The sequence below is a fragment of the Paenibacillus nuruki genome, from assembly GCF_001721045.1.
Lineage (GTDB): Bacteria > Bacillota > Bacilli > Paenibacillales > Paenibacillaceae > Saccharibacillus > Saccharibacillus nuruki.
The window spans coordinates 73,759-99,722 of record NZ_MDER01000046.1 but is presented as its reverse complement, the minus strand read 5'-3'; the positions used below and the strand labels follow the sequence as shown (position 1 = coordinate 99,722).

The following is a 25,964-nucleotide window of genomic DNA, read 5'->3' as shown; positions in this document are numbered from 1 at the left end:
CATTGATCTTTATACGATCAGTGGCTTTTTGCTGTATCTTACTGTATTACACCAGATGACAAGCTACCCAATGCTCTCCACCCATATTCCGAAAAACAGGGACTTCTTCAACACATCTTTGTTCTGCAAAAGGACACCGTGTATGGAATTTACAGCCTGAAGGTGGATTGGCAGGGCTTGGAATATCGCCTTTCAACACAATCCGTTCACGTTTTAACTTGGGAATCGGGATCGGTACAGCAGATAATAATGCTTTGGTATACGGATGTAACGGGTGACGAAACAATTCGTCTCTTGAAGCTGTCTCCACCATTGAACCTAAATACATCACACCGATTCGTGAACACAGATGCTCGACTACGCTCAGATCATGGGAAATAAACAGATAAGTTAGCCCTTTACTTTCCTGCAAATGACTGAACAGATTAATAATCTGTGCTTGGATGGATACATCTAGAGCAGACACCGGTTCATCTGCAATAATCAATTCAGGATTAAGCACCAGTGCACGCGCTATTCCGATCCGCTGACGTTGTCCTCCTGAAAATTCATGTGGAAACCGATCAATATGATATGAAGACAGTCCACATGAAGCTAACACTTCTTTGACGATATCACGAATATCTGAAGCAGGCGCCAGTCCATGATCGAGCACAGCTTCACCGATGGCTTCTCCAATACGTACACGAGGATTAAGCGAACTATATGGATCTTGGAAAATCAATTGCATTTTCGGACGTAACTGACGTAATTGCTCGGGTGGTAAACTGTAGATATCGGTTCCTTTAAATCGTACTTCACCTGCGGTTTTGTCGGTTAAGCGAATCGCTGTACGTCCTACTGTACTTTTGCCACTACCCGATTCTCCAACCAGACCAAAGGTTTCGCCCGGTTGAATCGTAATACTGATATCATCGACTGCTTTGACTTGTCCAACGGTACGGCTAAGTAGACCTGCTTTGATAGGAAAATACTTTTTAAGATTTTGGATATCTAGTAAGGCTTCAGACATGAACCGCTGCCTCCTTTTCGTATAACCAGCAAGCGGTTTTTTGACCATTTTCTACATCGCGTAATGGTGGCTCTTGTGTACGACAGATATCCATACAATGCTCACACCGTTCGTGAAAATAACAGGACTCCTGCAATTCAAGCGGATTGGGTACATATCCCGGAATCGAATACAGTTCTTTTTGCCGCTGATTGATAATAGGCTTAGAACGTAACAATCCTTGCGTATACGGATGACGAGGATTAGCGAATAGCTCGACCACTTCGCCTTCTTCTACAATTTTGCCTGAATACATAACCACAACATAATCTGCCATTTCAGCGACTACACCTAGATCATGCGTAATCAATAGTATCGACATATCCGATTGACTGCGGAACTCACGCAACATGTCCAAAATCTGTGCTTGAATCGTGACATCCAGCGCGGTTGTCGGTTCGTCTGCAATCAACAATTTGGGATCACAAGAGATGGCTATGGCGATCATAATCCGTTGTAACATCCCTCCGCTTAATTCGTGCGGATACGACTTAGCAATCTGTTCAGGACGTGAAATCCCTACTTGAGTGATAAGCTCTAATACTCGCTTCTGAGCTTGTTTTTTATTCATTTTTTTGTGAATTATTAATGGCTCACTCATTTGTTCACCGATCGTAATCACTGGATTAAGTGAAGACATCGGCTCTTGGAAAATCATAGCGATATCATTACCACGAATACTTCGTAGATGATTTTTACTTAAGCTCAATAAATTTTGCCCGTCAAAGTCTATTATACCGTCTGCAATCCGTCCGGTAGGCGCTTCGATCAATCCCATCACTGATAAAGCAGTAATACTTTTACCACAACCGGATTCACCTACAATACAGACAATCTCACCCGGGCGAACATGCAGACTGATATCATCGACAGCTTTGACAGTCCCTTCATCAGTGTCAAAATAGGTGCTTAAATGCTGAATATGCAATAAAGAATGAGTACTCATGTTGATTCACCTACCTTTTTTGTTTCGGATCAAGTACATCTCGCAATCCATCTCCAAAAATATTAATAGCAATGACTGTTGCAAAAATAGAAAATCCCGGCGGAACCCATAACCACGGACGTTCTTGAAAATCAATCATATTATTTGCCGCATCAATCATATTGCCCCATGTCGGTGTCGGCGGCATAACGCCAAGCCCGAAGAAGCTCAATACGGATTCACTTAGAATTGCGCCTCCGATATTTAGCGTAGCAATCACAATTAATAACGGTACCAGATTAGGTAATAAATGATTGACCAGCTTACGACGATCACGCAAGCCCAGTACAATCGTCGCTTGCATAAATTCCCGCTCACGTAGTGATAATAATTGTCCTCTAACCATTCGTGCCAGTGAAGGCCAGCCTACTAGACTTAAGATCAGCATCACAATATACATGCGGTAATCTGTAGGCACTTTCCATTCTGATAATAAGGCTCCAAAAATAAACAATAGCGGTAAACTTGGAATCGTGAGCAATAGATCAGCAATACGCATAATCACTTGATCGACAATGCCACGGTAATACCCTGCTATCGCCCCTAATAGGGTTCCGATAAATACAGACAAAACCATTGATGCAATCCCTACCGTTAGTGAAATTCGACCGGCTTGCATCACACGGGTAAGTACATCCCGACCTAATTTGTCTGTGCCTAGCCAGTGATGAATATTAGGCGCTTTGTTCATCATCGTCATATTCACTTTATTGTCTGTATACGGTGAAAATAGAGGGCCGACAAAACAAAGTAAAAACATAAATACAACGACTGCAAATCCACCTACAGCCAATTTGTTTTTTAATAATTTACGAATCGATTGTCTCCATAAAGACGATTTGACCGCTTGAGGTCTATTTGTAGCTACATTCGTCACTTCAGCCTGTATAGATGGCATATGATCCTCCTTATTCCGCTAGATTTTCACACGCGGATCAGCGACATGGTACAAAATATCAGATAATAACGTACCGATGACGGTTAGTACAGCAATAAACATCGTGAAGCCCATCAATAATGGATAATCTCGTACTGTAAATGATTGCATATATAGCTGACCGATACCCGGCCAGTTAAAAATCCGTTCAATAATTAATGAACCACCAAATAGGGCAGGTAATTCAAATCCAACCAGTGTAATCGCAGGTAGTAGCGCATTACGTAAAGCATGTGTAAATAACACTTTGCGTTCGCTTAAGCCTTTGGCACGGGCGGTACGAATATAATCTTGCTGAATCACATCGATCATATTACTGCGGAAGTAACGGGTTAATGATCCTACTCCTAATAATGTCATTACAATCACAGGTAACGTCATATGATGGATAACTTCTTTGAGATAAGCAACTCCTGTTGCATTGCTACCTGTCGTTAACATCCCTCCAGGCGGCAACCATTTAAAGTCTACCGCCAGTATTTTGATCAGAAATAGTCCAATAAAAAAGGAAGGAATCGACATCGCTGCAAAGATACCCACCATGACGAATGTATCAAACCATGAATATTGCTTATAAGCGGCAATCACACCGATAATCACAGCAATAAGCCATGTTAAAAACGTAGAGACAATCGCTAGCAAAAATGAATTCCATACATACTGATTGAACAACTTTAACACGGGTTGCTGCTTATCTAGCGAATATCCAAAGTTTCCATGAAACGCATTATTCATCCAGATCACATAACGTTCTAATAGCGGTTTATTTAACCCGTACAATTCACGTAGTTCTGCTTTGCGTTCAGGACTTAATTTGATATTACCTGTTATAAAATCACCCGGAGTCAGCGCATACAGGCAAAAGATTAATAACGATGCTGCTAGTAAAATAAACAGGGTATACCCGAGACGCTTCATTAAATAGCTACTCATATGCTCAACTCCTAGTTACGGTTTACTTCAAAGTCCATTGTGGAACACTCGATGCAATACCGTTAAATGGACTGACGGTTAAGTCTTGAATACGTCCATTGTAGGCATAGACTACTTTTTTGTAATTGGTAAAAATAACAGGTAGATCGTCATTTAACAATCTGAAAATATCGCCGTAGATTTTTTTACGTTGTTCAATATCATTTGTCGCTAATGCTTCGTTATACAATTTCACAAATTCAGGATTATCATACCCTTTAATTTCTCCATCTAGAAATTGCACTAATCCATCTGAAGGATCAGTCAACATCGGGGTAGAGAATGAAGCTAGATCGTAATCTCCACCTTCTACTTTAGAAGCAAGCGAGTTAAAATCTGCAAATACTTCCGGTTGGAAATCAACACCGATCGCTTTAAAGTTTTCGGTAGCTACAGCGATAAAAATATCGGTTTGTGGGCTTTTGGAACCCAGATAATGAAGTGTCAGTTTTTGGCCGTCTTTTTCACGAATACCATCTGCTCCAGCTACCCAACCTGCTTCATCGAGTAATTGATTCGCTTTTTCAGCGCTATACGCATACGGATTAATACCTTCTGTGGTGTATGCCCATGAGATCGGAGCCGCAGGGATATTGGCAATCTCACCTGCACCTTGATTAGCATCCACATAGATACTTTGACGATCCAGACCGTATGCAATCGCTTGACGTACTTTTTTATCTTTCAATGCTTCATGTTCTAGATTAGCTTGTAAAAAACTATACGTACTCGGTGTGTACGGTAAGATATCGACAAAGCCTAAGCTTTTCAACTTATTAATATTTTCCTGTGTAGCACTAAAGGAAGCAAAATCAATCTCTCCTGTCTCCACATACTGCCATGTATCCCCTTCAGATGTTTTGTAGATAAAGTTTTTTGTTTTGGGCGCGCCTTTGAAATAATTCTCATTGGCAGTGAAACGTACTTCTTGTCCGGGAATAAATTTGGTCAATACATAAGGCCCATTTCCAAGCGGAGTCTGGTGTAACTTTTTGATATATTCCAATTCACCGAACTTGTAGTCTTTACCATAATAGGCTTTGGACAATACATCGCTACCTAGTGTTAACAATGCGGTTGCATTAGGCTTAGCAATCGTTACAGAAATGGTCTGTGGATCAATCACTTTAATCCCTGATACGGTAGATGCTTTACCTGCTTTGTACTCTGCTCCGCCTACGATTCCTAGAGTAGGAATAAGTGAATCATTGTCATACGATTTGTCATGCAGAATTGTCCATGTGAATGCTACATCATCTGCTGTTAAAGGTGAGCCATCGCTGAACTTCAAATCTTTATGTAAATGAAATGTATATGTACGTTGATCTTTAGACAAATCCCAACTTTCAGCAAGATTCGGAGCTGGCAATCCTTTGTCATCTGTGGTGACCAATGGGGCATACAAGAGCGAAGATACATTACCATCGTATCCACTTTGATGGAAATAAGGAGTAAACGCTCCTGCTGGATCGGTTAACGCCATAATAATCGTATCTGTACGTTGTTGTGCAGTAGCAGGTAATTGGGTAAGATCAGGTGCTTTGAACAAACTGTTTAAAGCAGGTGACTGCTGGGCTTGAGCGGTTCCTTTTTCGGCGGAAGAACTGCTATTATCAGTTCCTCCATTAGAGCATGCTGTAAATAACAACGAAGCCATCAGCACACCAGATAGTAAAGCTACACTTTTTTTCATCATACATTCCCCTAATATTTATTATTCCGACCTGTTAACTATGTTATTAGTCGGTAAAGCTATTATAGGAATCTAAATCGGTTCTGTAAAGAGAGAACTTAAAATCATTTCCGAAAAAAGTTAATATTTAGAATTTAGCTAATCCTATATCTACAGGATAAAATTTATGATCGTATGCCATAGCAAAAAGACCGTTTCTTTTTCGAAACGATCGGTATTTTTTAACTATTTTTATAATTTGGATTTATTGGCTATCATTGTGCTCTATAAAATTCATTAACATATAGGGCAGATCTTGAATCGCCTGTGTTCGCAAACTGTATACGGTTAACGTTTCTCCTTGAATATGAGCATGAAGCAAGCCTGCACTACGTAACTTAGTAACGTGATCATGAGTAATTCCTTTGGATAGACCCAAATAACGTACAATTTCGATAAAACTACGTGGCCCCGTATACAGATATTTTAATATTTTCAAACGACTCTGTTCAGCCAGTGCTCGGAGCACACGATATTCATAAGGCGGTAATTCAGAAGAATCGCCCAAATGCAAGCTAGCAGGATAATGACAGATCATAAATGAATTGTACGCATAAATAATATTAAGTGGCTTAAAGTGATAATGGGGTACAAGAATCAGACGTTTACATTCCGCTTGAGGCTCAAAAACAATCCCATGGGTCACTTCGTCTACAAAAATAGAAAGATCATTACTTTGCTTAAGCATATCCTGTCTATATTGAGACTCTTCCTGTAGTCCCTGTACAATCTGAGGATCAATCTGTGAAAAGTAATATTGATTCCATTGTTGGAACAAAATTAATATCCGACTTCGTAAACGAGCGATACTAACAGTTGGCAAAGACGTATGTTGAGCAATCAGTTGTTCTAACTGTTCGATGCTCATCTGTTCGATCCATTGTACAAATTGTTCAGGAGTCCCTTCAGGGCAACAATAGACGAGCAAAACGATTAATCTCCATTCAGCATCTATCCCTGTTTGCGCTAATCGCTCTGCAAATTCAGCAGGTAATTGCCCTTCTATCGATTTGGCCCAAGAAGGGTCGAGGTCAATCTTTTTATAAGACGGACGACATATATACGTATGCAAGCTATTAAGACATTCATATAACGGATTAAATTGAAGTTCAATCGTATAGGGTTTTGGCTTGGGAACAGCTATCTGATCACTCAATAGAAGCACAACCTTTCTTGGGCGTATTTTATCGTATAGAAGACAACTTTGGCAATCGACTCTCCTTATTTATTTGCATATGACGTTGGAAGGCACAACAAAAAGCTGTTTCCTTGATAATCATAGCCCATGTTCATGACTACTTTTTACCAGAAGAAACAGCTTAAAGTTTATACCGGATTGAAATGAAGTTTAAGATGTGGATAGACTACTTTGTTGTTCGACTTGAGCCAATGCATTACGCGCTGTATTCGCCAAAAATGTAGCTGTTCCACTTAATGCACGTTCATCTACATCAAACGACGGATGATGCCACTCCTGCGGACCTGACGTACCGACAAAGATAAATACCCCGGGTACTTCTTTTTGATAAAATGAAAAGTCTTCACTTGCAGGTGATACCGCAGGTTCGACAACTTGTAGCTGACTTTGCTCGGCGGCTAACTTGGCTACACCTGTCCATTGTCCATCATTCAAAACAGGCGGTGGCCCCGCTAACCATTTGACTGTGGCAGAGGTACCAAAAGCAGTCCCTACCCCTTCTACTACTTGTTCAAATCGGGACAATACATGCTCACGGACTTGTTCATCAAAAGTACGAATCGTTCCTTGCAAGACCGCTAGATCAGGAATCACATTCCACACATGTCCGCTATTCAACTGAGTCACACTGATTACAGCTCCTTGCTGAGAACCTACATTACGGCTGACGATCGATTGCAGAGCAGTCACAATATGTGCAGAGACAACAATAGGATCAATCCCAGCCTCTGGTACAGCTGCATGTGTACCTACCCCTGTCACTTCTACAATAAATCCATCTGCTGCTGCCATCAATGCCCCTTCTCGAATACCTACTGTACCTACAGGTAAATCCGGCTTATTATGCAATCCAAAGATCGCTTGTACGCCTTCAAGGGCGCCACTTGCAATCACTTGCTGTGCTCCTTTGGCTTTTTCTTCAGCAGGTTGAAAGATCAGTCGCACTCTTCCCTGAAGATGATGCTCTTGTTCTTTGAGCAAATAAGCTGCTCCTAATAACGAAGCTGTATGAAAATCATGACCACACGCATGCATTTTACCAGCTATTTCTGAAGCAAAAGGAAGTCCTGTCTCCTCTTGAACAGGTAATGCATCAATATCAGCACGCAAAGCAACTAATGATTCTCCTGCACCAATCTCTGCAATAACACCTGTAGCTAGATTAGGAAAATTAAGAATCCGAATATCAGCCGCTTCTAACCATTCACGAATATCAGCCGCTTCTAACCATTCACGAATATCAGCTGTCGTCTGTACTTCTTCCCCTGATAATTCAGGATAACGATGAATATGTCTTCGAATATCGATCAGTTGCTTTTGAAGCCCTTCAGTCAACGGCATACGTATTTACACCTCCAATGAAGCTTCTACCTCTGCATGTACAAAGGCTTGTTGTAATAATTCAAATGAACGTACACGCTTATTAAAATTCTGAATCACTGTATGCACCACTAATTCTTGTATACCATATTGATGTCGAATCGTTGCTAATTGTTGATATACAGACGTTGGTGAACCTTTCACCACTTTAGCTTCTTTCACTTCGATCCGATATTTTTCCGCAGATTGTCGACCGAATTCTTCAGCTTGTTCGACTGTACCTACTGTAAGTACTTTACCACTTTCCAAATGAATTTTAACGGATAGATTTTCGCCAGCTAATTGGGATGCTTCTTCTTCCGTCTCTGCCACGATTACAGATAACGCTAGAATCACATGTGGCTTCGGATATTCGATAGAAGGAACAAATTGCTCACGATACGCCTTCACAGCGGTCAAAGCCACTTCTTCATCCCCATTAATAAATTGAGAAAATACATAAGGTAGTCCTAATTTGGCGGCTACTTCTGCGCTATTGGTACTCGCTCCAAGCACGAATAGATCGGCAGGTTGTGCAGGATTCGGGCTAACCTGTATGCCAGCTAGCGCATGATCATCAGCGATTCGATTGTAGATGTAATTGCGAGTTTCTGTAATTTTATCAGTTAAGCTCAACGTACTTGAGCCATTCTCACCTTGTAAAGCACGTGTTGATCTCGGTAACCCGCCGGGTGCACGTCCTATCCCCAATTCCACTCTACCCGGTGCAAGGGTTGATAACACATTGAAATTCTCCGCGACTTTATACGGGCTGTAATGCTGTAACATTACTCCACCTGAACCAATCGTAATCTTTTTGGTTTTGGCAAGCAAATAAGAGATCAACACTTCAGGTGAAGAACCAGACACATTGGCAGAATCGTGATGTTCAGATACCCAGAACCGCTGATACCCTAGTTCTTCTGCAATCTGAGCCAACTCTATTGTATGTCGAAAAGCATCTTCAGCCGTCTCTCCTGCAAATCGTGGACTTTGATCCAAAATACCTATCGGAATACTCATATTCTGTTCCTCCCTGAATCGATCTATGTGTACTATTTTGTGATTGCAACGGTCTTGATTAGCTAATCTATTCTGCTCTTTTCTAAATTGAATACGTGGCTTGCGGTGTTATTCGACTTAGGAATTGACGGGTACGCTCTTCTTTGGGACGCTGGAAAATCTCTTCCGGCGTTCCTTCTTCAACCACTAACCCACCATCCATAAACACCACATGGTTAGCAACATCTCTTGCAAAATCCATTTCATGGGTCACAACGATCATAGTGATGCCTTCTTTCGCTATTTTGCGAATAACACTCAGTACTTCACCGACCAGTTCAGGATCAAGCGCTGAAGTAGGCTCATCGAACAAGATCACTTCCGGATTCAAAGCTAAAGCACGTGCAATGCCTACACGTTGTTGCTGACCCCCGGATAGCTGTACAGGATAATGATCTAATTTGTTCCCAAGCCCTACTTTTTCCAGTACTTGTATGCTGATTGTACGTGCTTTGTCTTTTGGCATTTTACGAACAATCGTTAATCCTTCCATAACGTTTTCAAGTGCTGTTTTGTGCTTAAATAGATTATATTGTTGAAAAACCATTGCTGTTTGCTGACGCAACGCATGGATTTCTTTTTTGGTTGGATGCTTGGTATCCACTTTGAGGTCGCCGATTGTAATCTGCCCTGCATCTGGCTTTTCCAAATAATTGATGCAACGTAATAATGTCGTTTTACCGGAACCACTCGGCCCCAAAATAACAACGACTTCTCCTTTTTTAACTTGTAAATCAATACTTTGTAACACTTCCTGTTTACCAAATGATTTGGATATCTGCTCCAGTTGAATCATATTACATGACACCTCCACGATGATAAGCGTTGAGACGTTTTTCTAACCAACCACTGCCTCGTTCGATCAATAAAGTTAATCCCCAAAATAAAACAGCTGCTGCAATATACGCTTCAAAGTATTTCCAGTTATTCGCTGCAACCACCAACGCTTGTGCATTAATTTCGACCACAGAGATTGTATACGCCAGTGTGGAACCATGTAACATCCCAATCACTGAATTAGACAAATTCGGTAGGCTGACGGCTAATGCTTGTGGTAACACGATTCGGCGCAAAGCTTGCGGTGTCGTCATTCCAATCGAATGAGCCGCTTCGATCTGTCCTCGATCCACAGCAACAATGCCTGCTCTCACCACTTCAGACATATACGCTCCTGCGGTTATTGAAAAAGCGATAAACACAAATCCAATCAATGGAATCGATGCCGAAGTAAATGACCATTCCCACTTAGCCGCTAGACTATCGATCAGAATCGGTAAGCCAAAATAAATGATCAACAAATGCATCAACATCGGTGTACCGCGTATAAAAGTCACGTAAGCGGTAGAAAGTTGAGACAATCCAGGTATTCGATAAATACGACATAATGCCACCACCGTTCCTATGAATAGACCACAGATGACAGAAACAAACGTAATCATCAGTGTGGTCGGTAATGCTTTGAATAGACTTAGAAATGCTGTCCACATAAATGACGGATCAAGTGTCATCCACTTCGACCTCCTTTGCTAAGTGCAGATACAGGACGAGTCAGCCATTTGCGCCGGATTACAGCAGAAGTCTGTTTTGCGCCTGCTTCATGACGATGTAGACGACGTTCTAACCAGAGGAATCCTTGTTCCAAGATCATACTGATCACAAAGTAGATTAAAGATAATGCGATATACGTCTCTACAAAATGTTGTGTGGCTGTTCCTAGTGTCTGCGATCTGCCTGTCATCTCCATAACGCCTAACGTAAAAGCAAGTGAAGTGTCTTTCAGATTACCAATCACTAGATTACCGAATAACGGAATACTGATCGCTAATGCTTGAGGCAAAATAATACGTGTAAATGTCTGGTATCCGCTCATGCCTATTGATTGGGCGGCTTCAATCTGTCCTCGATCGACTGCACTGACAGAAGCTCTGATCATTTCAGAGACAAAAGCTCCGCTGTTCAGTGCATATGCTAAAATCACAAAATACAATACAGCTACTCTCGAAATATCAATATTGATCCATTGCAGAATCGTGGGTAGTCCATAATAAATCAGAAATAATTGGATCAGAATCGGTGTGCCTCGAAAAAAAGAAATATAGACTTGAGACACACGCTTGAGCACCGGTACATTGTATAACCGGGGTAAAGCAACCAACATTCCAATAATAAGACCTAGTAGAATCGAGCTGCCTACAATGAGCAGTGTAATGTTGAGGTAAGCCAATAACTTGGGAATAAAATCAAATACATACGTCATATCGAATCTTCTGCTCATGTATGATTTGCTCCTTTCTACTAGCTATTCATCGTTTATTTTGCAACTTTAGCTTCTTCAAGTGTTTGGGTGAAGTCATCGCCTAACCATTGCTCGCTTAATTTTTTTAATGTTCCATCTGCTTTAATTTCAGTGATCGCTTTATCAATCTCGTCAGAAAGAGGTTGTTCATCTTTGCGGAAAACAAAAAATACATTGGATTGATTTAACGGTTCGCCTACTGTTTTGAGTGCCACATTTCCATCAGCATCGGTATTAAAACGATTCGCAAAATCAGTCGTAATCGTTGCATCGACACGTCCCGATACAATTTGCTGTACCGTATCGTTTGCCGCACCACTCGTATAAACAACATCTATACCGTTGTTATGTGTCTTATTGTATTCATTAAGTAGGTAAGCTGCATTACTTGTAGCCCCTGTGAGCACTTTTTTACCCACCAGATCATCCAATCCTTTAATCGTATTATTGTCTTTAGCCACAGTTACACGGTTAAGAAAAATGCTATATGGTACTTTGTTAAATAGATATTTTTGTTCACGTTCAGGATTGGTCTCCATCTGGTGAGCGACAAAATCAATTTTGTTCGTTTCTAAGCTTAATAACAGATTTGAGAATTCCATCGTTTTAAATTCAAATTCTACATCGGGCAAGCGCTTGTCGATCTCACGTACCAATTCAACGTCATAACCAGTCAGCTTTCCATTCTCATCAATAAAGCAGACATTGGGGAATCCTGTACCTGTACCGACGATGATCTTCTTCACACCGCCTGTAGAAGCTGTTGCGTTATTACTATCTGATGCAGAAGATGTTCCCCCTGCGGAACCTCCACTGGATTCACTAACGGATGCGCACCCTGATAGTACCAGCATCAATATAGCTACCCATAATGTTAGTACGGTTACTCCTGTTTTTCTTCTCATATTTCTCTTCCCCCTAATTCATATCAACTTAATCGGATTTAGCATGTGATAAATCTATCATCGTCCTCCCGTAGCGTCAATGACTTGAACAATAGGAAAGTTGTATCGGTGTATTGAACAAATCAATAGGTGGAGGGGGAAAAATTGTGAGTGGGTTGGTGCAATAGAGTTACAGGCGCTATGAGGGTAGATTCTTCTTGTCGTCGCTGGTAAAAGAATATCCCTTGAATTTACCGCTTTGCGGTGGGGATATTCTTTTAAAGGCGAACTAAGCATATGCTTACGAAGTAGCTTTCTAAAGAAAGCTTGTAGCTCTTTCAGAATGAATCTTCCCTCTTCGCTTGTGCATTGGTGGGAGGATGGTGACATATGAAATGCTAACTTGGGAGATGCATTTTTCCCCTTGTGGGGAGGGTAGCAGTAAGAATAAGGATGATGTTAGTTTGAAAGATTGGGCCTACGGTTAGAGATAATTTGGTTCGATCAATGAGTTGTAATGCTCATTAGCTTGTTTTATTTTTGAATTGGATGTTGGTTTCGATACATTAATCTTGAATGATTAGGCGAGTACTGGTTTAGATAGAGTGTTTATAGAATAGAGCTTATTGTTTGAGAGTAATGATTAGTATAATAGTTTTGAAAATGGGATATTCTTTTTATTATCTTTTTTCTTTTCTATTTACCTTTGTTCCTTTTCTATAAATGAGCATATACTTGAGTGATTTTTGGTTTGATTTTTGGTTTAATCTTTGTATTGATTTCTTCTATAGGTTACTGATTTGCTATGAAATATGGGTTTGAATTGGTTTGTGATTACTTTTGATGTTCTATTTGTTATTGATTTTCAGAAAGATGGCTTTTGGCTTTTATCTCTTCTTCTACTCTGTTTCGTTAGATGGTTGAATGAAGCAGAGAATGGTCAGGTTGTTGGCTACGGAAGTAGTCGTTTTCGTGTAGTAATTCGGCTAGTGTTGTGGCGAATGTAGATGGTTGTTCTTTTAGTGTGATTAGGCTGGTTTGTAGAGAGATACCTGTTACTTCTGGAATATAGATTGGTACTAGATCGCCACGCATCACTTCTTCGTGAACACTCAGTCCGGGTAAGAAGGCTATGCCTGCTTTTTGGAGTACTAATTTTTTGGCGGTTTCTGAATGATCGACGTGAAAAGCGATATCCGGTGGGAATTCAAGTGTTTCAAATACACGATGAATCCGAAGCCAGTCTAATGATCCGCATTCAAAGAAAATCAAAGGTTGTTCTTGTAATGATGCTATAGTAGCACGTCCTTTTTGCACAAAAGGATGATCTTTATAGACGTATAATGAAATCGGATCTTCGTAAAAAGAAACGGTGCGAATCGCAGGATGCATGACTTTGCGTACAAATCCGATATCGATTTCTTTGTTCATTAATTTATGCAGTAGTTGATCCGTTGTCGAGGTGATCAACTTGAAATTGGTTTGTGGATATTTTTGTTTGAGTTTGGGAAGCAGTTCAGGGATGACGTAATTAGAGACTGCTACTGTACAACCAATCGTCAGCTCCTGTGGTGTTGCTTTGGCTGTTTGGATACGTTGTTTGCCTTTTTGGATCACTTGCAATACTTGTTGGGCATAAGGTAGAAATCTTCTGCCTTCTTCTGTCAGCAGAATCTGTCTACCCAGACGTTCGAATAATTTGCAGCCAAGTTCTCTTTCTAATGTCTGGATGCGTGCGGATACAGACGGTTGAGAAAGGAATAATACTTCTGCCGCTTTGTTAAAACTTCCATAATGGTTGATATAGACAAATGCCTCTATATTTTCAATATTCATCATTCCATCCCCTTTCTTACTTTTCCCATTAACTAACTTGGTTTTATGTATCATATTCCCTGTTTTGACACTTGTCAACGGGATAGCAAGCGATTTGAAATAACCCGCAACCCCTTATGACCACTGGGATCAGGAGTAACGGGCACTTCTTGGACTTATAATCATTTTGGGAAAATCATTGACCTTTTTATTTCAGTTCATCTATTAATCAAAATACGATTTAGACATTAACCGTTTTCGTCTGATATCGATTCTGTGGAATAGGCACGCCTAGATTTTCGCGTAAAGTCTCATATTCATAATCTTGACGATAAATACCTTTGGCTTGCAGAATCGGCACAACCAAATCTACAAAATCATGTAGACCACTTGGAAGATCGGAGTGAATAATAAATCCATCTGATCCTTTGCGTTCAAACCATTCTTCGATCTGATTAGCCACTTGTTCCGGTGTACCGATAAAGTTCCCACGCGGTGTCGCTGCTTGTAATGCTACTTCACGTAAAGTCAGCCCACGCTCACGTGCATCTTTTTTAATCTTGTCTGTTCCACTGCGGAAGCTATTACTACCAATATCATTTAACTCTGGAAAAGGTTCATCTAACGGATATTGAGAAAAGTCATGATGGTCAAAAAAGCGTCCTAGAAAATCAAGAGCTTTATCAATCGTTACCAGATCGGCGATCTCCCGATATTTCTGCTCTGCTTCTGCTTCCGTTCTGCCAATAATCGGTGAGATACCTGGCAAAATCAGCAACTCCTCTTCATTTCGCCCATATTGAATAGCACGCTTTTTCACATCTTCATAGAATGCTTGTGCATCCGCTAGTGTCTCCTGACCGGTAAAGATCGCATCTGCTGATTGTGCAGCTAAGTTTTTGCCATCTTCCGAAGAACCTGCTTGGAAAATAACAGGTTGTCCTTGACGAGATCGTCCGATATTAAGCGGCCCTTGTACTGAAAAATATTCACCTTGATGATTAAGAGTATGTAGCTTCTCAGGATCGAAAAATACACCAGACTCTTTATCCCGTACAAAAGCATCTTCTTCCCATGAATCCCATAGTCCTTTGGTCACTTCCAGATATTCTGCCGCAATCTTGTATCGTTCTGGATGAGAAGGATGATCGCCACGACTATAATTGCGTGCTGATCCTTCCAGTGGCGATGTCACTACATTCCAGCCAGCACGTCCCCCACTAATATGATCAATTGAAGACAATTGACGGGCTACCGTAAAAGGCTCGCTATAACTGGTCGAGATCGTTCCTACTAATCCAATATGGGAAGTAACTGCCGCCAAAGCAGATAATATCGTTACCGGTTCAAAGCGATTCAAGAAATGAGGCAATGACTTTTCATTGATAAACAATCCATCTGCAATAAAGACCAGATCGAACTTTCCTTCTTCTGCTTTGAGCGTCTGCCGTTTGTAAAAGTCAAAGCTTACACTCGCATCGCTCTGTACCTCTGGATGACGCCATGTAGACATACTGCCACCAATCCCGTGTACAATCGCTCCAAATTTCAGTTGTCGCTTATTTTCACTCATTCTTGTTCGCCCCTTTTACTCTATTATTTTAAAATCATAACCAGATGGATCATCCATACTTAGCTTGAATCTATTTCGTGTATCTATTAAAGTCTGATCGTTAAGCAATCTCTACGGAAGAATGAGCTGCTTCTGCTTCTTCTGCTAACAAACGAGCCAGCCCTTCTAGATCTGTTTCTAAAAAAGCTGTATAGGTTCCATTGCGACCAACCTCGACCACAGGAACATGACGAATACCATATTTAGCTTCTAATACATCCCGTAGACCATCGTTGTCAGCTACATCGAGATTGATATAATGATGATGATTTAGTTCCAAATAATTTTTGATCTCACCACAGAAATGACACCCTGTTTTACTCCACAAAATAATATGTTGACCTGGATTCGCGGTTGTTTCAATCGTTAATGACATATCTGTATCCTCCTCTAATATAGGTTGTACATCAAATAAGCATGAAATTGAATCACATTTTATACCTTATAATTCCGACCCATTAAGTCGGTTAAGATGATATAAAGTCTAGCACCCTCTGGTCTATAGCGTCAATTGGTTACTATATCAATACATTCTATACATATATCCAAAATTTCTATCACTCTACTCTATTGTTGAATATCGACGGTTTCACCTCCACCTAGCGATTGATTTTTCACTTTTCAAAACCCATCTTGATGATGAAGAAAAAAGGGTTGTGTTACGATATAGTTGAATATACTGCATAGGCATAATAACAGTTAGCAAGATCGTGTTATATTTAAATCTAACTCGTTTCAATAGAAATGATAAAATAAAGATACGTATTAGATTTGAAAGGAAGTATCCTGTTGCAAAAATCACAAGATTTCTCCAAATATTTATTTTTATTTCGATTGTTACTCTCTATGATTATTATTTATAATCTTACTATTTATTATATGGATCATTCTTTTCTAGTCTGGTTGATCTTTTTTATAACGATGTGTTTTTATGTAGCTATGCTCTGGTCTAATTTTAGACTTACGATTATGCATATTGTCATCTTTACCGTATTTTTATTTTCAATGATCTGGCTTTCTGCTTATATATCCAAAGAACCTCAAGATTATAACTCCGTGCTCTGGGCATGGTTTGTTATTCTAAGCTTTATCTCCAGTCGTGAACAAAAAGTCGCTACAGTGGTTCTGATTATTGTCGGCTTGGTGATGTTGAATTCTGGCTTGGATAATGGTTATCCGTACAGTCTAATTATCGTATTAGCAAGTATTTATTTTGGAATTCATAGTCTTAGCCGTTATATTAGAGTATTAAAAATCAACAGTGAACAACTAACAGAATTGGAACAAGTTCATCTGGAATTACAACGAACCTATAAAGAATTACAAGACAGCACCGTACAATCGATACGGTATGCAGCATTGACTGAACGTACACGGATTGCTGGAGAAATTCATGATGGATTAGGGCATCATTTCACGTCTCTTATTGTACAAATGCAAGCGCTGAAATGGATGATCAAACAAGATCCTGATCGTGCTGAATCAACAGTCGATCAATTGCTAGATGTCTCCAGACAAGGTCTGGCTGAAGTACGTAGCGTGGTCAAAGATTGGTCTGTTCATGAAGGTGGCGTAGAAGGTCTGCAAGAATTAGCATCTCAGATTACTCATCGTGCTGGATTAGAACTACATTTTGATAGTCAGGGTACTTTTAGCATCTGGGGCGAAATGATTGATAGTGTACTTTATCGTGTATTGCAAGAATCGTTAACCAATATTATTCGTCATGCAGAAGCAAGTACTGTAGATGTTACCATTACTGAAACTGCTCAACATGTTCAGCTATCCATCGCAGACGATGGTAAATATCGAAGAGAACATCCTTTACAGTATGGATTCGGTATTCAAAATATGATTCGTCGTTGTGAAACGATTCATGGAAATTGTACATTTGCTGCTCGCCCGCAAGGTGGTCTTTGGATCAAAGTGACATTGCCACTATCCAATACATCTCTATCCAAAAATTAAATGAATCAAGGAGAATCTCTATATGAGTTCAACAGAGCCTATACGTATTATGCTAGCAGATGATCAAGCTCTTATCCGTCAGGGGATTCGTTATGTACTTGATCTACAAACAGATATGCAAGTTGTCACCGAAGCAGCTACCGGTCAAGAAGCGATCGATTTGGCTTTGCGCTATCGTCCGCATCTGATTCTTATGGATATACAAATGCCCGAGTTGTCAGGGATAGACGCAACCCGTCATATTCTTTCAGTGCACCCGGAGATTAAAATTATTTTACTAACAACATTTGATGTTCAAGATTATGTAATCGATGGTATTCGTGCAGGAGCTTCAGGCTATTTGCTCAAAGATATTGATATGAATGAAATGATTGTAGGTATTCGCTCCATTCTAGCAGGTGGCGCAATCTATAACAGTACAACTGCGGGTGGAGCCTTAATTCAATTGCTTGGTGAAAATGAATCGGCTTATCCACCTAATTCTTCCTATATCCCTGCGCCTGTACTGGAACCATTAACCGATCGTGAGTTAGAAGTGTTGCAAGCGATGGCATATGGTCGACGTAATTTTGAGATTGCCGAAGACTTATATGTATCTGAAAGTACAATCAAAACGCATGTCCATAATATTATCCAGAAGCTAGGTGTCAAAGACCGTACACAAGCCGTAGTCACTGCTATTCGTCAACAATTAGTAAAATAGTATATGTACGGTTGCTTCCCATATAGTAGTCCAAGTATTCGTTTAATGGAATATATCCCAAAAAGCCAGCTCACCTTGAGTATTGAACTCTTGGCAAACTGGCTTTTTAGTTATACTTCCTATGCGTACTACATACTAAATTACCCTTTAACAGAACCTGCTGTCATTCCTGTAACGAAGAATCGCTGTAAGAAAATAAACAATATCACCATAGGAACTGCGGTGATGACCACTCCGGTTAACAGCAATGTGTAATCTGTAACATATTCACCACGGAACTGCATTAGAGCTAGTGGTAATGTTAATTTGTCGGTACTGTTAATGAGTAACATTGGTATCAACAGATCATTCCAGACCATAACGAACAAGAACGCTGCTGTTGCTGCAAGTGAAGGACCCGATAATGGCAAGATTAAGCGCCAATAAATTTTCCATTCGCTTGCACCGTCTATACTGCCAGCTTCCATCATTTCTTTACTCAACATTTCCATAAATCCGGTTAATGTAAATACAGTCAAAGGTAATAACCCTGCTGCGGTCACTAGAATCAATGCTCCCAGATTATCAGACCAGCCCAGTTGTCGTACTAATGAATACAAAGGCAACATACTTACTTGTGAAGGGATAATCAATCCAGCCACAAAATAAACAAAAGTATATCTTCCCATACGTCCACCCAAACGAATAATCGCATAAGCGATCAGACTACCTAGAAATAGATCTAGCGCAACTGTACTCAGTGTGACACGGGCACTATTCCAGAAATATTGCCACATCGGTTGAGCATCAAAAATGGATACAAAGTTTTGAATCGTCCACGGATTCGGCCAGCTTAACGGATTAGCAAAAAACGCCTGACTGGTTTTGAACGAAGAAGTCATTACAAAATATAGGGGTGCAGCTACAAGAAGAGCATACAGCACCATAATTATACGTCCGATCCATTTCATCGCAGATCACCATCCTGCTGCTTGTCTATTCGGTGTTCTATCATCCGTTAGCACCGCCTCTACGCAGAGCTTTGAATTGCGCCATCGTCAATAGACCTAGAAGAACAAGGAATATCATTGAGCCTGCGGAAGCTAGACCGAATGAATAGTTAGAGAAGGCAAGATGATAAATATAGGTCGTCAGAATTTCTGTTGCATAGTTCGGTCCACCATCTGTCATAACAAAGATCAAATCAAACGCTTTGAATGATTGAATCGTTGTGTAAGATACCACAATGGTTGCAGATGGTGCCAGTAATGGCCATGTGACTTTGCGGAAAATCTGAAAACGTGTGGCTCCATCAATACGTGCTGCTTCCATCAACTCTTCCGGAATCGCATGCAGACCGGCAATAAAGACGATCATCATCTGTCCAGCATGTGCCCAGATTTGTACAAAAGCAATCGCATAGAGCGCAATATTGGCATCTCCTGTCCAGCTAGCTGTAAATTGCTCCAGTCCACCACTTGTTAATGCCGTATTCAATAATCCTAAAGAAGGATCATAAATAAATGACCAGATTAACCCTACAGATACCGAAGATAAGATCGCTGGAAAAAAGTACAACGCACGTAGAAATACACGGGTACGCGTATTTTTAGCTAGAATAAGTGCAAGAATTAACGATACGATCGTCTGAATAATAACAACCGTCAACATAAACTTTACATTATTAAAAAATGCTTTACGGAATACAATGCTATCGAAGCTATCTTTGTAATTCGATATACCTACAAAATCATACGAAGTCGAGACTCCATCCCAATTAGTAAATGAATAAAATAAGCCAGATAGAGCCGGGTAAATAAATAGCCCTGTATACAATAACAGTCCGGGTAGCATAAAGAACCAAAGTGTTTTGCGATTCATCATAAGTCCTATTACCTTGCCCTTCAGCGCTTTAATATAAACAAGCGCGTTTTATTTCTCCCTTATACGTTCATCGTTTATTTAATTTGTTGATCAATAATCGCTTGTGCATCCTGTGCTGCTTGTTCAGGTGCCGCTCCGCCCAATACAGCTTGAATTGAATTCGTTACTGCTTTTTGATTTTCTGAATTTAAAATCGTAAAACGAGGTTGGAACAATGTTTTCTTATCTGCCCAATCGCCTGCAATGTTCAATTCTGGACTATCGTATTTGATATCTTTTAAGGTTACATTTTGTCCGGTTTCATTCGCATACTGACTTGCTACATCCGGTTGGCTCAAAAATTCAAGGAATTTCTTCGCTTCTGTTGGATGTTTAGAACGGCTATTAACACCTAACATGAATGTACTAGTGTGTACACCTTCATATTTGGCTTGATCTGCCGATACAGTAATAGGTGCTAATAATGCTTGTTTGAGCTCTGGATTCTGTTTCGCATTTTGAGCTAATTGATAAGAACCACTAGCTAACATAGCTGCTTTACCTTGAATAAATAAAGCCCCTGCTGCTGCATCTTTTGTACCGAGTGAGTTCTCTTGGAAGTAACCATTATCATTTAACTCTTTAAATTGAGTTAGCGTTTTGACCCAGAATTCATCTGTTAACTTAGCTTGTCCAGCTTCCACCTTGGTGAAAATATCTTCGCTAGGTTCATTATTCATAACCATTGTATTCATAAATTGCCCTGGTCCAATATCTGCTCCAGCAAAAGCAATCGGAATAATTCCATTTTGTTTGAGTGTTGCACATAATTTAAGGAATCCATCCCAATCGGTTGGAGGCGTCAAATTATATTTTTTGAAAATTTCAGTATTATAAATAGGTTGGTTGTAGACCAGTTGGTAAGGAACCGCCCATTGTTTTCCATCTTTAGCGCCAACATCAATAAGGTCAGCGTTATAATTTTTCAAAAACGATTCGTTGGTTAAATCTGTATATAGACCTGCTTTGGACAGAGCTGCATATTGTGCACCCGGGAAAGAGGCAAATACATCGCCGACTGAACCATCTGTTAATTTAGCTTGAGCTGTGGATTGATATTGATCTGAAGTTAAAGTCTGCATATCTACTTTGATATTTGGATTTTTAGTTTCAAATTGATCAATAATTTTCTGGAAAGCTTGTGTATCTTCCCCACGCCAATGTAAAAAGCTAATCGTTACTTTACCATCTGCTGAGCTGTCAGAGCTATTTCCGCAGGCAGATAGAAACACTGTAAGTAGTAAAGTAAGTGCCAAGACAAGAGAAGATTTCATTTTCATGTTTTTCATTATACGTCCTCCATCTGCTGTTTAGAATCTATTGGTACATCAATGAAAATGATCAATCTTATAAAAACCCATCATTTTAGTAGGAATACCATGATTTAGATCATAGCAATTTGATTGTAAACGAACAATGTCATTTTGTCTTGTATTATTTTGTCATTATGTAGTATATAATAAAGAAGTTAGATTATATTTGGAAAGGATGAACGTTCAATATGCTTCGTTCTATTGAAACAAATCGTGAAGTGGTTGAACGGTTTCTTATTTCTCCTTCCTTATTCTCACAATCCGGAGGATTAAGAATTGCTCAAGCAGGTCGTTATTTTTTAAAGGCTCAAAGTAGGCGGTTGTTTACAGGCATCGACAATTGCTTTTGGATCGCTAATCGACATGGTGGAGTTATTATTCATAAAGGGCAAAGCTATATTCTTGGCTCTTACAATGTATGGTGTATTTCTCCCAATGAACCTTTTGAATATATTAATAATATGGATGAAGACTTGGAAACGTATTATATTTGTTTTACAGGTCCTCAAGCCAGGTTACTTATAGAACAAAGTGGTATGCATCAAGGGTATAGTGAAGTGAGTGCAGAGTTATTTGATCAACTGGAAGAAAAGTTCGAACGTATTCTATCTACCAATGAAGATTCGAATCAATTTAGTAGCGAATTACGACGATTGGAATTGTTATATAGTATTTTTGCCGAATTATCCTCAGATCACCCTTCTCATATTAATCATTATGTAGCGGATACTCTATCTTCTACCACTTTATGGATGGAAGAAGCTATCGCTTATATTCATAGTCATTATGATCGCGGAATTACGGTTGCGGATGTAGCAAGTCATGTGGGCGTGCATCGGACTCACTTTAGCAAACAATTTCATCTAGTTCATCAGACTCCGCCTGCTGAATATATTCGTAGTCTAAAAATGAGTAAAGCACGGCAATTACTCACTGAAACCAACTATTCTCTAGCTGAAATTGCTTACTCTGTCGGTTATCCTGATTTATTCTCATTCTCCAAAGCTTTCAAAAAGCATGCAGGAATCACGCCTAAAAAGTATCGAACCGATCGCTTTTAAGTAAAATGGCAACTGAATACCTTCTGGTAGGAGTTTGCTATCTATTACCCGATATTATCAGCAAAAAACCTTCTGTCTACAAAAGACAGAAGGTTTTTTTATAATGCATTATATAATTGTTGAGTTACATGAAATAGATATTATACAGATGGAGCGAACAAAACTTGTTCAAATAATGCTTGTACATTTTCCAAAGCTTCCAATTCGTCTTTACCACGAGTTGTTAATTCGATTTCTGTTCCAGCAGGGATAATCATCAACATCATACCCAACAAGCTTTTTACGTCTACTTCTCTACGGTTGTCAGGGTTACCAAATGCGATACGAATATCAGAAGCAAAACGTGAAGCTTCGTTAGCGATTGCTGTTAAATGTCCTCGGTCTAAGTTTTGTTCTGTTTTGAATGTATTGATTCTCATTATAATATTTCCTCTCTTGCACTGATCTTTGCAGTGCTTTCGCTTATTTTTGTGATAATCATGTAATTTACATCATTTGCATACATACTGCATATTTGTGCATCTTTTTTCAAAAATATCCCTCAAAATACCCCTACCGCATATATCGGCAGAGGCTTGAGTATTTAGTACAGCATGTAACACATTTTATCGCTTATATTGCCAAGCGATAGAAAGATATTTTGCTTTGCAAAAATCACTTTTCATTGAAATAGATGAAGTATCGCTTATATTACCAAGCGATATTATTGCAATGTTAGATCTTTATACCACGTTAATTCGTCTCCGGCTTGATTGCGGAATGTTAATGTGAACTTGCCTTCTTCACCAGCAATATGTCCATCATAAATGAAGCCAAAATTGCGGTGATCGCTACTTGCGTAGAATCCATTATTGCCTTCTTGACCGTTCTTCACAGCTTCATCAAATGTAGCTGCTTCACTATATCCTGGTCCAGTCCAGTCTAAATTGCTAACAAGATATCCTTCTGGAAATTCATTAAGACGTACAAAAAATTGTCCAGGGCCTTGTTGTACAATTGTAATATCGACTTGACCTTCGTTAGCAGGAGTCAGTTCTGGTTTGGCAGCAGGGACCGTTTCTTTGCCACCATTGTCTGCTGTTTCAGTAGAACCTTCTGTGCTTGAAGACGTTCCGTCTGTATTTGTTGCTGGTTCAGTACCTGTTGCCGGTTGGTCTGTACTGCCTTCAGTCGAAGGAGTAGCAGGTGTTGATTGTTCTGTGGTTCCATTATCCATGGATGACGGTTGTTGTGTACTATTTCCAGAACAAGCGCTAATGATCATCAAAAGTAAAACTAGCGCTCCACCGAGTAACGATTTGGATAAGCGATTCATTGAGCAATCCTCCGCTCCAGATGCTGTTATTTCAATTGCAAACGGTGTGCCACATGTAGGGTTGGACCTACAAAGTCATTCAGACGGAATCCGTTAGCAATTGCTTGAGTAATGAAGTTTTTAGCGTCAGCATAAGCATCTCTGACAGACAATCCTTTAGCAAGTCCAGCTGTTACTGCTGCGGAAGTTGTGCAACCTGCACCATGTGTAAATTCCGTAGCAATAGCATCCACTTCGAACCAGTCAAATGTTTGACCATCATATAACAAATCTAATGCTTTGCCTTCTTTAATCTTACCGCGTGTTTTGATCAATACATGCTTCGCTCCACGCTCATAAATAATTGCCGCTGCTTGCTTCATTTGATCTTCTGTAGTGATAGGACCTGTTTTAGCTAATTGAGAAGCTTCAAACAAGTTCGGAGTCACTAGATCTGCGCCTGGAATCAAGAATTCTAACATCGCTTCTGTATTTTCCGGTTGAAGAACCTCATCAGTGCCTTTACATACCATTACAGGATCAATAACAACACGATCCATTGGATAACGATTCAGATGGTGTGCTACCAGTTCAATAATTTCTACCGAACCCAACATACCTGTTTTCAAAGCATCAAAACCGATACCATCCAGTACAGTACGCAACTGCGCTTCAACTACCTTCAGATCAATAGGGAATACTTGATGATCCCATGTTTTAGGGTCCATAGCAACAATCGTGGTAAGCACGGTCATGCCATATACGCCCAATTCCTGAAAAGTTTTTAAATCGGCTTGAATACCAGCTCCACCGCTTGTATCTGATCCGGCTATAGTTAACGTTTTAGGTATAGTCATCTTTGTATTTCTCCTTCACTACATAATAGTTTATTTTATCATAAGCTTACATGAGAATGAACCTTTTTCAATGAAATAAACTGAAAAATTTCATTAGAGTACACAAATTATTCATGAATAGACTTTTTATTGTTCAAAATACTTCGCCATTTCTACAATCATAGCGCCCATTCGTTCATTTTCAGGAGCTACGATTCGGGTGACTCCTGCTTGAGTCAATGCTTCTGAAGTCACTTTGCCTACAGAAACAGCCAGCACGCCTTGATTGAGAGCAGATCGTAATTCCTCTTCATATCCATGTTCACGAGCATCTTTGAATAAATAGCGAACTTGAACCGCTGTTGTAAAGCAAATCGCATCAATCTCTCCTTGCTGGATCTCCTGACGCAATTGCTTTAACGTGTCCGCTTCCGGTGCAATATTAAGATAAGGCAATAAGGTATGTACAGATGAGGCTCCTTTTGCTTCCAAAAACTGAACAAGATCTGGAGCAGGCTCGCCATGCAATTGTATCCATATTTGTTCTTTTGTAAATGTGGTCGATTCTAATTGATCTTCTAGACCTTTCATCGTTCCATCAGAATCCCGAATATCTGGAGCTAATTCTTGCGTTTTGAGAAAATTATATGTTTTGTAGCCACGGATAGCAATTTTAGATTGTTGCACCGTTTCTACAAATTGATCTTTGATCCCTAGACGATCTGCGGCATCGAATAATGCTTTGGCTCCTATTCCAGTTGTGAAAATAACCCATTCTGGTCGATTGGCAATAAACAGACGCAATTCTTGCTCCATTTCTTGCTCCTTGAATGTGGTTACACCTTGTAGTGAGCGAACAATCGCTGTTCCACCTTGTTTCTCAATTAATGCTGACATTTCATCGAGTTTTCTTGAACCTGCAATAACGATTGTTTTTCCGCTTAATGGTTTTGATCCTTTACTCATGTTAATCCCCCCTAAGAC

Annotated in this window: 25 protein-coding genes; 3 read left to right on the top strand and 22 right to left on the bottom strand. The window is 39.9% G+C overall.

What is annotated here, in order from left to right; genetic code table 11:
* Window positions 1-46: 46 nt before the first annotated feature.
* The 15 genes from PTI45_RS14150 to PTI45_RS14080 all read right to left on the bottom strand — a co-directional run bounded on the left by PTI45_RS14150 (window position 47) and on the right by PTI45_RS14080 (window position 16,279).
* On the bottom strand, window positions 47-1,012 hold the full coding sequence (locus PTI45_RS14150) for an ABC transporter ATP-binding protein (RefSeq protein ID WP_069328248.1): 966 nt from the start codon (window positions 1,010-1,012) through the stop codon (window positions 47-49).
* Window positions 1,005-1,997, bottom strand: coding sequence for an ABC transporter ATP-binding protein (locus tag PTI45_RS14145; RefSeq protein ID WP_069328247.1), 993 nt, complete (start codon window positions 1,995-1,997; stop codon window positions 1,005-1,007). Before PTI45_RS14145 ends, PTI45_RS14150 begins: the two co-directional genes overlap by 8 nt.
* A gap of 10 nt (window positions 1,998-2,007) precedes the next feature.
* The gene (gene opp4C, locus PTI45_RS14140) at window positions 2,008-2,934 is read right to left on the bottom strand and encodes an oligopeptide ABC transporter permease (RefSeq protein ID WP_069328246.1); all 927 of its coding nucleotides are present in this window, start codon (window positions 2,932-2,934) and stop codon (window positions 2,008-2,010) included.
* Between the two features lie 18 nt (window positions 2,935-2,952).
* Window positions 2,953-3,906 carry an ABC transporter permease gene (locus PTI45_RS14135; RefSeq protein ID WP_069328245.1) on the bottom strand — a complete coding sequence of 318 codons (954 nt, stop codon included), beginning with the start codon at window positions 3,904-3,906 and terminating at the stop codon, window positions 2,953-2,955.
* Window positions 3,907-3,928: 22 nt separating this feature from the next.
* Window positions 3,929-5,638, bottom strand: coding sequence for an ABC transporter substrate-binding protein (locus PTI45_RS14130; protein ID WP_083243543.1), 1,710 nt, complete (start codon window positions 5,636-5,638; stop codon window positions 3,929-3,931).
* Between the two features lie 244 nt (window positions 5,639-5,882).
* Window positions 5,883-6,833 carry an ArsR/SmtB family transcription factor gene (locus PTI45_RS14125; RefSeq protein WP_083243542.1) on the bottom strand — a complete coding sequence of 317 codons (951 nt, stop codon included), beginning with the start codon at window positions 6,831-6,833 and terminating at the stop codon, window positions 5,883-5,885.
* A 192-nt stretch (window positions 6,834-7,025) separates the two neighbouring features.
* Window positions 7,026-8,216, bottom strand: coding sequence for an amidohydrolase (locus PTI45_RS14120; protein ID WP_069328243.1), 1,191 nt, complete (start codon window positions 8,214-8,216; stop codon window positions 7,026-7,028).
* Window positions 8,217-8,222: 6 nt separating this feature from the next.
* Window positions 8,223-9,257 (bottom strand): LLM class flavin-dependent oxidoreductase, encoded by a 1,035-nt coding sequence (locus tag PTI45_RS14115; RefSeq protein WP_069328242.1) that lies wholly within the window; start codon window positions 9,255-9,257, stop codon window positions 8,223-8,225.
* A gap of 82 nt (window positions 9,258-9,339) precedes the next feature.
* The gene (locus PTI45_RS14110) at window positions 9,340-10,092 is read right to left on the bottom strand and encodes an amino acid ABC transporter ATP-binding protein (protein WP_069328241.1); all 753 of its coding nucleotides are present in this window, start codon (window positions 10,090-10,092) and stop codon (window positions 9,340-9,342) included.
* Between the two features lies 1 nt (window position 10,093).
* Window positions 10,094-10,804 (bottom strand): amino acid ABC transporter permease, encoded by a 711-nt coding sequence (locus PTI45_RS14105; RefSeq protein ID WP_069328240.1) that lies wholly within the window; start codon window positions 10,802-10,804, stop codon window positions 10,094-10,096.
* Window positions 10,801-11,571, bottom strand: a complete 771-nt coding sequence (locus tag PTI45_RS14100) for an amino acid ABC transporter permease (RefSeq protein WP_069328239.1) — start codon at window positions 11,569-11,571, stop codon at window positions 10,801-10,803. Before PTI45_RS14100 ends, PTI45_RS14105 begins: the two co-directional genes overlap by 4 nt.
* Before the next feature lie 35 nt (window positions 11,572-11,606).
* Entirely contained in the window at window positions 11,607-12,497 is an 891-nt protein-coding gene (locus PTI45_RS14095; protein WP_069328238.1) for a transporter substrate-binding domain-containing protein, read from the bottom strand.
* An 891-nt stretch (window positions 12,498-13,388) separates the two neighbouring features.
* Entirely contained in the window at window positions 13,389-14,312 is a 924-nt protein-coding gene (locus tag PTI45_RS14090; protein WP_069328237.1) for a LysR family transcriptional regulator, read from the bottom strand.
* Between the two features lie 220 nt (window positions 14,313-14,532).
* Window positions 14,533-15,864, bottom strand: coding sequence for an LLM class flavin-dependent oxidoreductase (locus tag PTI45_RS14085; protein ID WP_069328236.1), 1,332 nt, complete (start codon window positions 15,862-15,864; stop codon window positions 14,533-14,535).
* 100 nt (window positions 15,865-15,964) lie between these two features.
* Window positions 15,965-16,279: a glutaredoxin family protein gene (locus PTI45_RS14080; RefSeq protein WP_069328235.1), complete on the bottom strand. Its 315-nt coding sequence runs from the start codon at window positions 16,277-16,279 to the stop codon at window positions 15,965-15,967.
* A 413-nt stretch (window positions 16,280-16,692) separates the two neighbouring features.
* Here PTI45_RS14080 and PTI45_RS14075 point away from each other — a divergent pair, with 413 nt between their 5' ends.
* Together PTI45_RS14075 and PTI45_RS14070 are read left to right on the top strand one after the other, a co-directional pair.
* On the top strand, window positions 16,693-17,871 hold the full coding sequence (locus PTI45_RS14075; RefSeq protein WP_069328234.1) for a sensor histidine kinase: 1,179 nt from the start codon (window positions 16,693-16,695) through the stop codon (window positions 17,869-17,871).
* 22 nt (window positions 17,872-17,893) lie between these two features.
* Window positions 17,894-18,574, top strand: a complete 681-nt coding sequence (locus PTI45_RS14070) for a response regulator transcription factor (RefSeq protein ID WP_069328233.1) — start codon at window positions 17,894-17,896, stop codon at window positions 18,572-18,574.
* Window positions 18,575-18,714: 140 nt separating this feature from the next.
* On the opposite strand, the gene PTI45_RS14065 is transcribed toward PTI45_RS14070, so the two are convergent.
* The 3 genes from PTI45_RS14065 to PTI45_RS14055 all read right to left on the bottom strand — a co-directional run bounded on the left by PTI45_RS14065 (window position 18,715) and on the right by PTI45_RS14055 (window position 21,765).
* The gene (locus PTI45_RS14065) at window positions 18,715-19,524 is read right to left on the bottom strand and encodes a carbohydrate ABC transporter permease (RefSeq protein WP_069328232.1); all 810 of its coding nucleotides are present in this window, start codon (window positions 19,522-19,524) and stop codon (window positions 18,715-18,717) included.
* 40 nt (window positions 19,525-19,564) lie between these two features.
* On the bottom strand, window positions 19,565-20,437 hold the full coding sequence (locus PTI45_RS14060; protein WP_069328231.1) for a carbohydrate ABC transporter permease: 873 nt from the start codon (window positions 20,435-20,437) through the stop codon (window positions 19,565-19,567).
* 74 nt (window positions 20,438-20,511) lie between these two features.
* On the bottom strand, window positions 20,512-21,765 hold the full coding sequence (locus PTI45_RS14055; protein WP_245703486.1) for an ABC transporter substrate-binding protein: 1,254 nt from the start codon (window positions 21,763-21,765) through the stop codon (window positions 20,512-20,514).
* 212 nt (window positions 21,766-21,977) lie between these two features.
* Here PTI45_RS14055 and PTI45_RS14050 point away from each other — a divergent pair, with 212 nt between their 5' ends.
* Window positions 21,978-22,850 carry an AraC family transcriptional regulator gene (locus PTI45_RS14050; RefSeq protein ID WP_069328230.1) on the top strand — a complete coding sequence of 291 codons (873 nt, stop codon included), beginning with the start codon at window positions 21,978-21,980 and terminating at the stop codon, window positions 22,848-22,850.
* Between the two features lie 140 nt (window positions 22,851-22,990).
* On the opposite strand, the gene PTI45_RS14045 is transcribed toward PTI45_RS14050, so the two are convergent.
* The 4 genes from PTI45_RS14045 to PTI45_RS14030 all read right to left on the bottom strand — a co-directional run bounded on the left by PTI45_RS14045 (window position 22,991) and on the right by PTI45_RS14030 (window position 25,946).
* Window positions 22,991-23,269 (bottom strand): HPr family phosphocarrier protein, encoded by a 279-nt coding sequence (locus PTI45_RS14045; protein WP_069328229.1) that lies wholly within the window; start codon window positions 23,267-23,269, stop codon window positions 22,991-22,993.
* Window positions 23,270-23,553: 284 nt separating this feature from the next.
* Window positions 23,554-24,165, bottom strand: coding sequence for a hypothetical protein (locus tag PTI45_RS14040; RefSeq protein ID WP_069328228.1), 612 nt, complete (start codon window positions 24,163-24,165; stop codon window positions 23,554-23,556).
* Window positions 24,166-24,191: 26 nt separating this feature from the next.
* Window positions 24,192-25,001: a bifunctional hydroxymethylpyrimidine kinase/phosphomethylpyrimidine kinase gene (gene thiD / locus PTI45_RS14035; RefSeq protein WP_069328227.1), complete on the bottom strand. Its 810-nt coding sequence runs from the start codon at window positions 24,999-25,001 to the stop codon at window positions 24,192-24,194.
* Between the two features lie 126 nt (window positions 25,002-25,127).
* Window positions 25,128-25,946 carry a uroporphyrinogen-III synthase gene (locus PTI45_RS14030; protein WP_069328226.1) on the bottom strand — a complete coding sequence of 273 codons (819 nt, stop codon included), beginning with the start codon at window positions 25,944-25,946 and terminating at the stop codon, window positions 25,128-25,130.
* Window positions 25,947-25,964: the final 18 nt, after the last annotated feature.

Excerpts from the sequence above, each read along its gene's own strand:
- PTI45_RS14060 (WP_069328231.1), bottom strand. The coding sequence starts at position 20,437 with ATGATGAATCGCAAAACACTTTGGTTCTTTATGCTACCCGGACTGTTA.
- PTI45_RS14110 (WP_069328241.1), bottom strand. The coding sequence starts at position 10,092 with ATGATTCAACTGGAGCAGATATCCAAATCATTTGGTAAACAGGAAGTG.
- PTI45_RS14135 (WP_069328245.1), bottom strand. The coding sequence starts at position 3,906 with ATGAGTAGCTATTTAATGAAGCGTCTCGGGTATACCCTGTTTATTTTA.
- PTI45_RS14105 (WP_069328240.1), bottom strand. The coding sequence starts at position 10,804 with ATGACACTTGATCCGTCATTTATGTGGACAGCATTTCTAAGTCTATTC.
- PTI45_RS14070 (WP_069328233.1), top strand. The coding sequence starts at position 17,894 with ATGAGTTCAACAGAGCCTATACGTATTATGCTAGCAGATGATCAAGCT.
- PTI45_RS14030 (WP_069328226.1), bottom strand. The coding sequence starts at position 25,946 with ATGAGTAAAGGATCAAAACCATTAAGCGGAAAAACAATCGTTATTGCA.
- PTI45_RS14045 (WP_069328229.1), bottom strand. The coding sequence starts at position 23,269 with ATGAGAATCAATACATTCAAAACAGAACAAAACTTAGACCGAGGACAT.
- PTI45_RS14080 (WP_069328235.1), bottom strand. The coding sequence starts at position 16,279 with ATGTCATTAACGATTGAAACAACCGCGAATCCAGGTCAACATATTATT.
- PTI45_RS14040 (WP_069328228.1), bottom strand. The coding sequence starts at position 24,165 with ATGAATCGCTTATCCAAATCGTTACTCGGTGGAGCGCTAGTTTTACTT.
- PTI45_RS14055 (WP_245703486.1), bottom strand. The coding sequence starts at position 21,765 with ATGAAAAACATGAAAATGAAATCTTCTCTTGTCTTGGCACTTACTTTA.
- PTI45_RS14130 (WP_083243543.1), bottom strand. The coding sequence starts at position 5,638 with ATGAAAAAAAGTGTAGCTTTACTATCTGGTGTGCTGATGGCTTCGTTG.
- PTI45_RS14150 (WP_069328248.1), bottom strand. The coding sequence starts at position 1,012 with ATGTCTGAAGCCTTACTAGATATCCAAAATCTTAAAAAGTATTTTCCT.
- PTI45_RS14065 (WP_069328232.1), bottom strand. The coding sequence starts at position 19,524 with ATGAAATGGATCGGACGTATAATTATGGTGCTGTATGCTCTTCTTGTA.
- thiD (WP_069328227.1), bottom strand. The coding sequence starts at position 25,001 with ATGACTATACCTAAAACGTTAACTATAGCCGGATCAGATACAAGCGGT.
- PTI45_RS14095 (WP_069328238.1), bottom strand. The coding sequence starts at position 12,497 with ATGAGAAGAAAAACAGGAGTAACCGTACTAACATTATGGGTAGCTATA.
- PTI45_RS14085 (WP_069328236.1), bottom strand. The coding sequence starts at position 15,864 with ATGAGTGAAAATAAGCGACAACTGAAATTTGGAGCGATTGTACACGGG.
- PTI45_RS14145 (WP_069328247.1), bottom strand. The coding sequence starts at position 1,997 with ATGAGTACTCATTCTTTATTGCATATTCAGCATTTAAGCACCTATTTT.
- PTI45_RS14090 (WP_069328237.1), bottom strand. The coding sequence starts at position 14,312 with ATGAATATTGAAAATATAGAGGCATTTGTCTATATCAACCATTATGGA.
- opp4C (WP_069328246.1), bottom strand. The coding sequence starts at position 2,934 with ATGCCATCTATACAGGCTGAAGTGACGAATGTAGCTACAAATAGACCT.
- PTI45_RS14100 (WP_069328239.1), bottom strand. The coding sequence starts at position 11,571 with ATGAGCAGAAGATTCGATATGACGTATGTATTTGATTTTATTCCCAAG.
- PTI45_RS14115 (WP_069328242.1), bottom strand. The coding sequence starts at position 9,257 with ATGAGTATTCCGATAGGTATTTTGGATCAAAGTCCACGATTTGCAGGA.
- PTI45_RS14050 (WP_069328230.1), top strand. The coding sequence starts at position 21,978 with ATGCTTCGTTCTATTGAAACAAATCGTGAAGTGGTTGAACGGTTTCTT.
- PTI45_RS14120 (WP_069328243.1), bottom strand. The coding sequence starts at position 8,216 with ATGCCGTTGACTGAAGGGCTTCAAAAGCAACTGATCGATATTCGAAGA.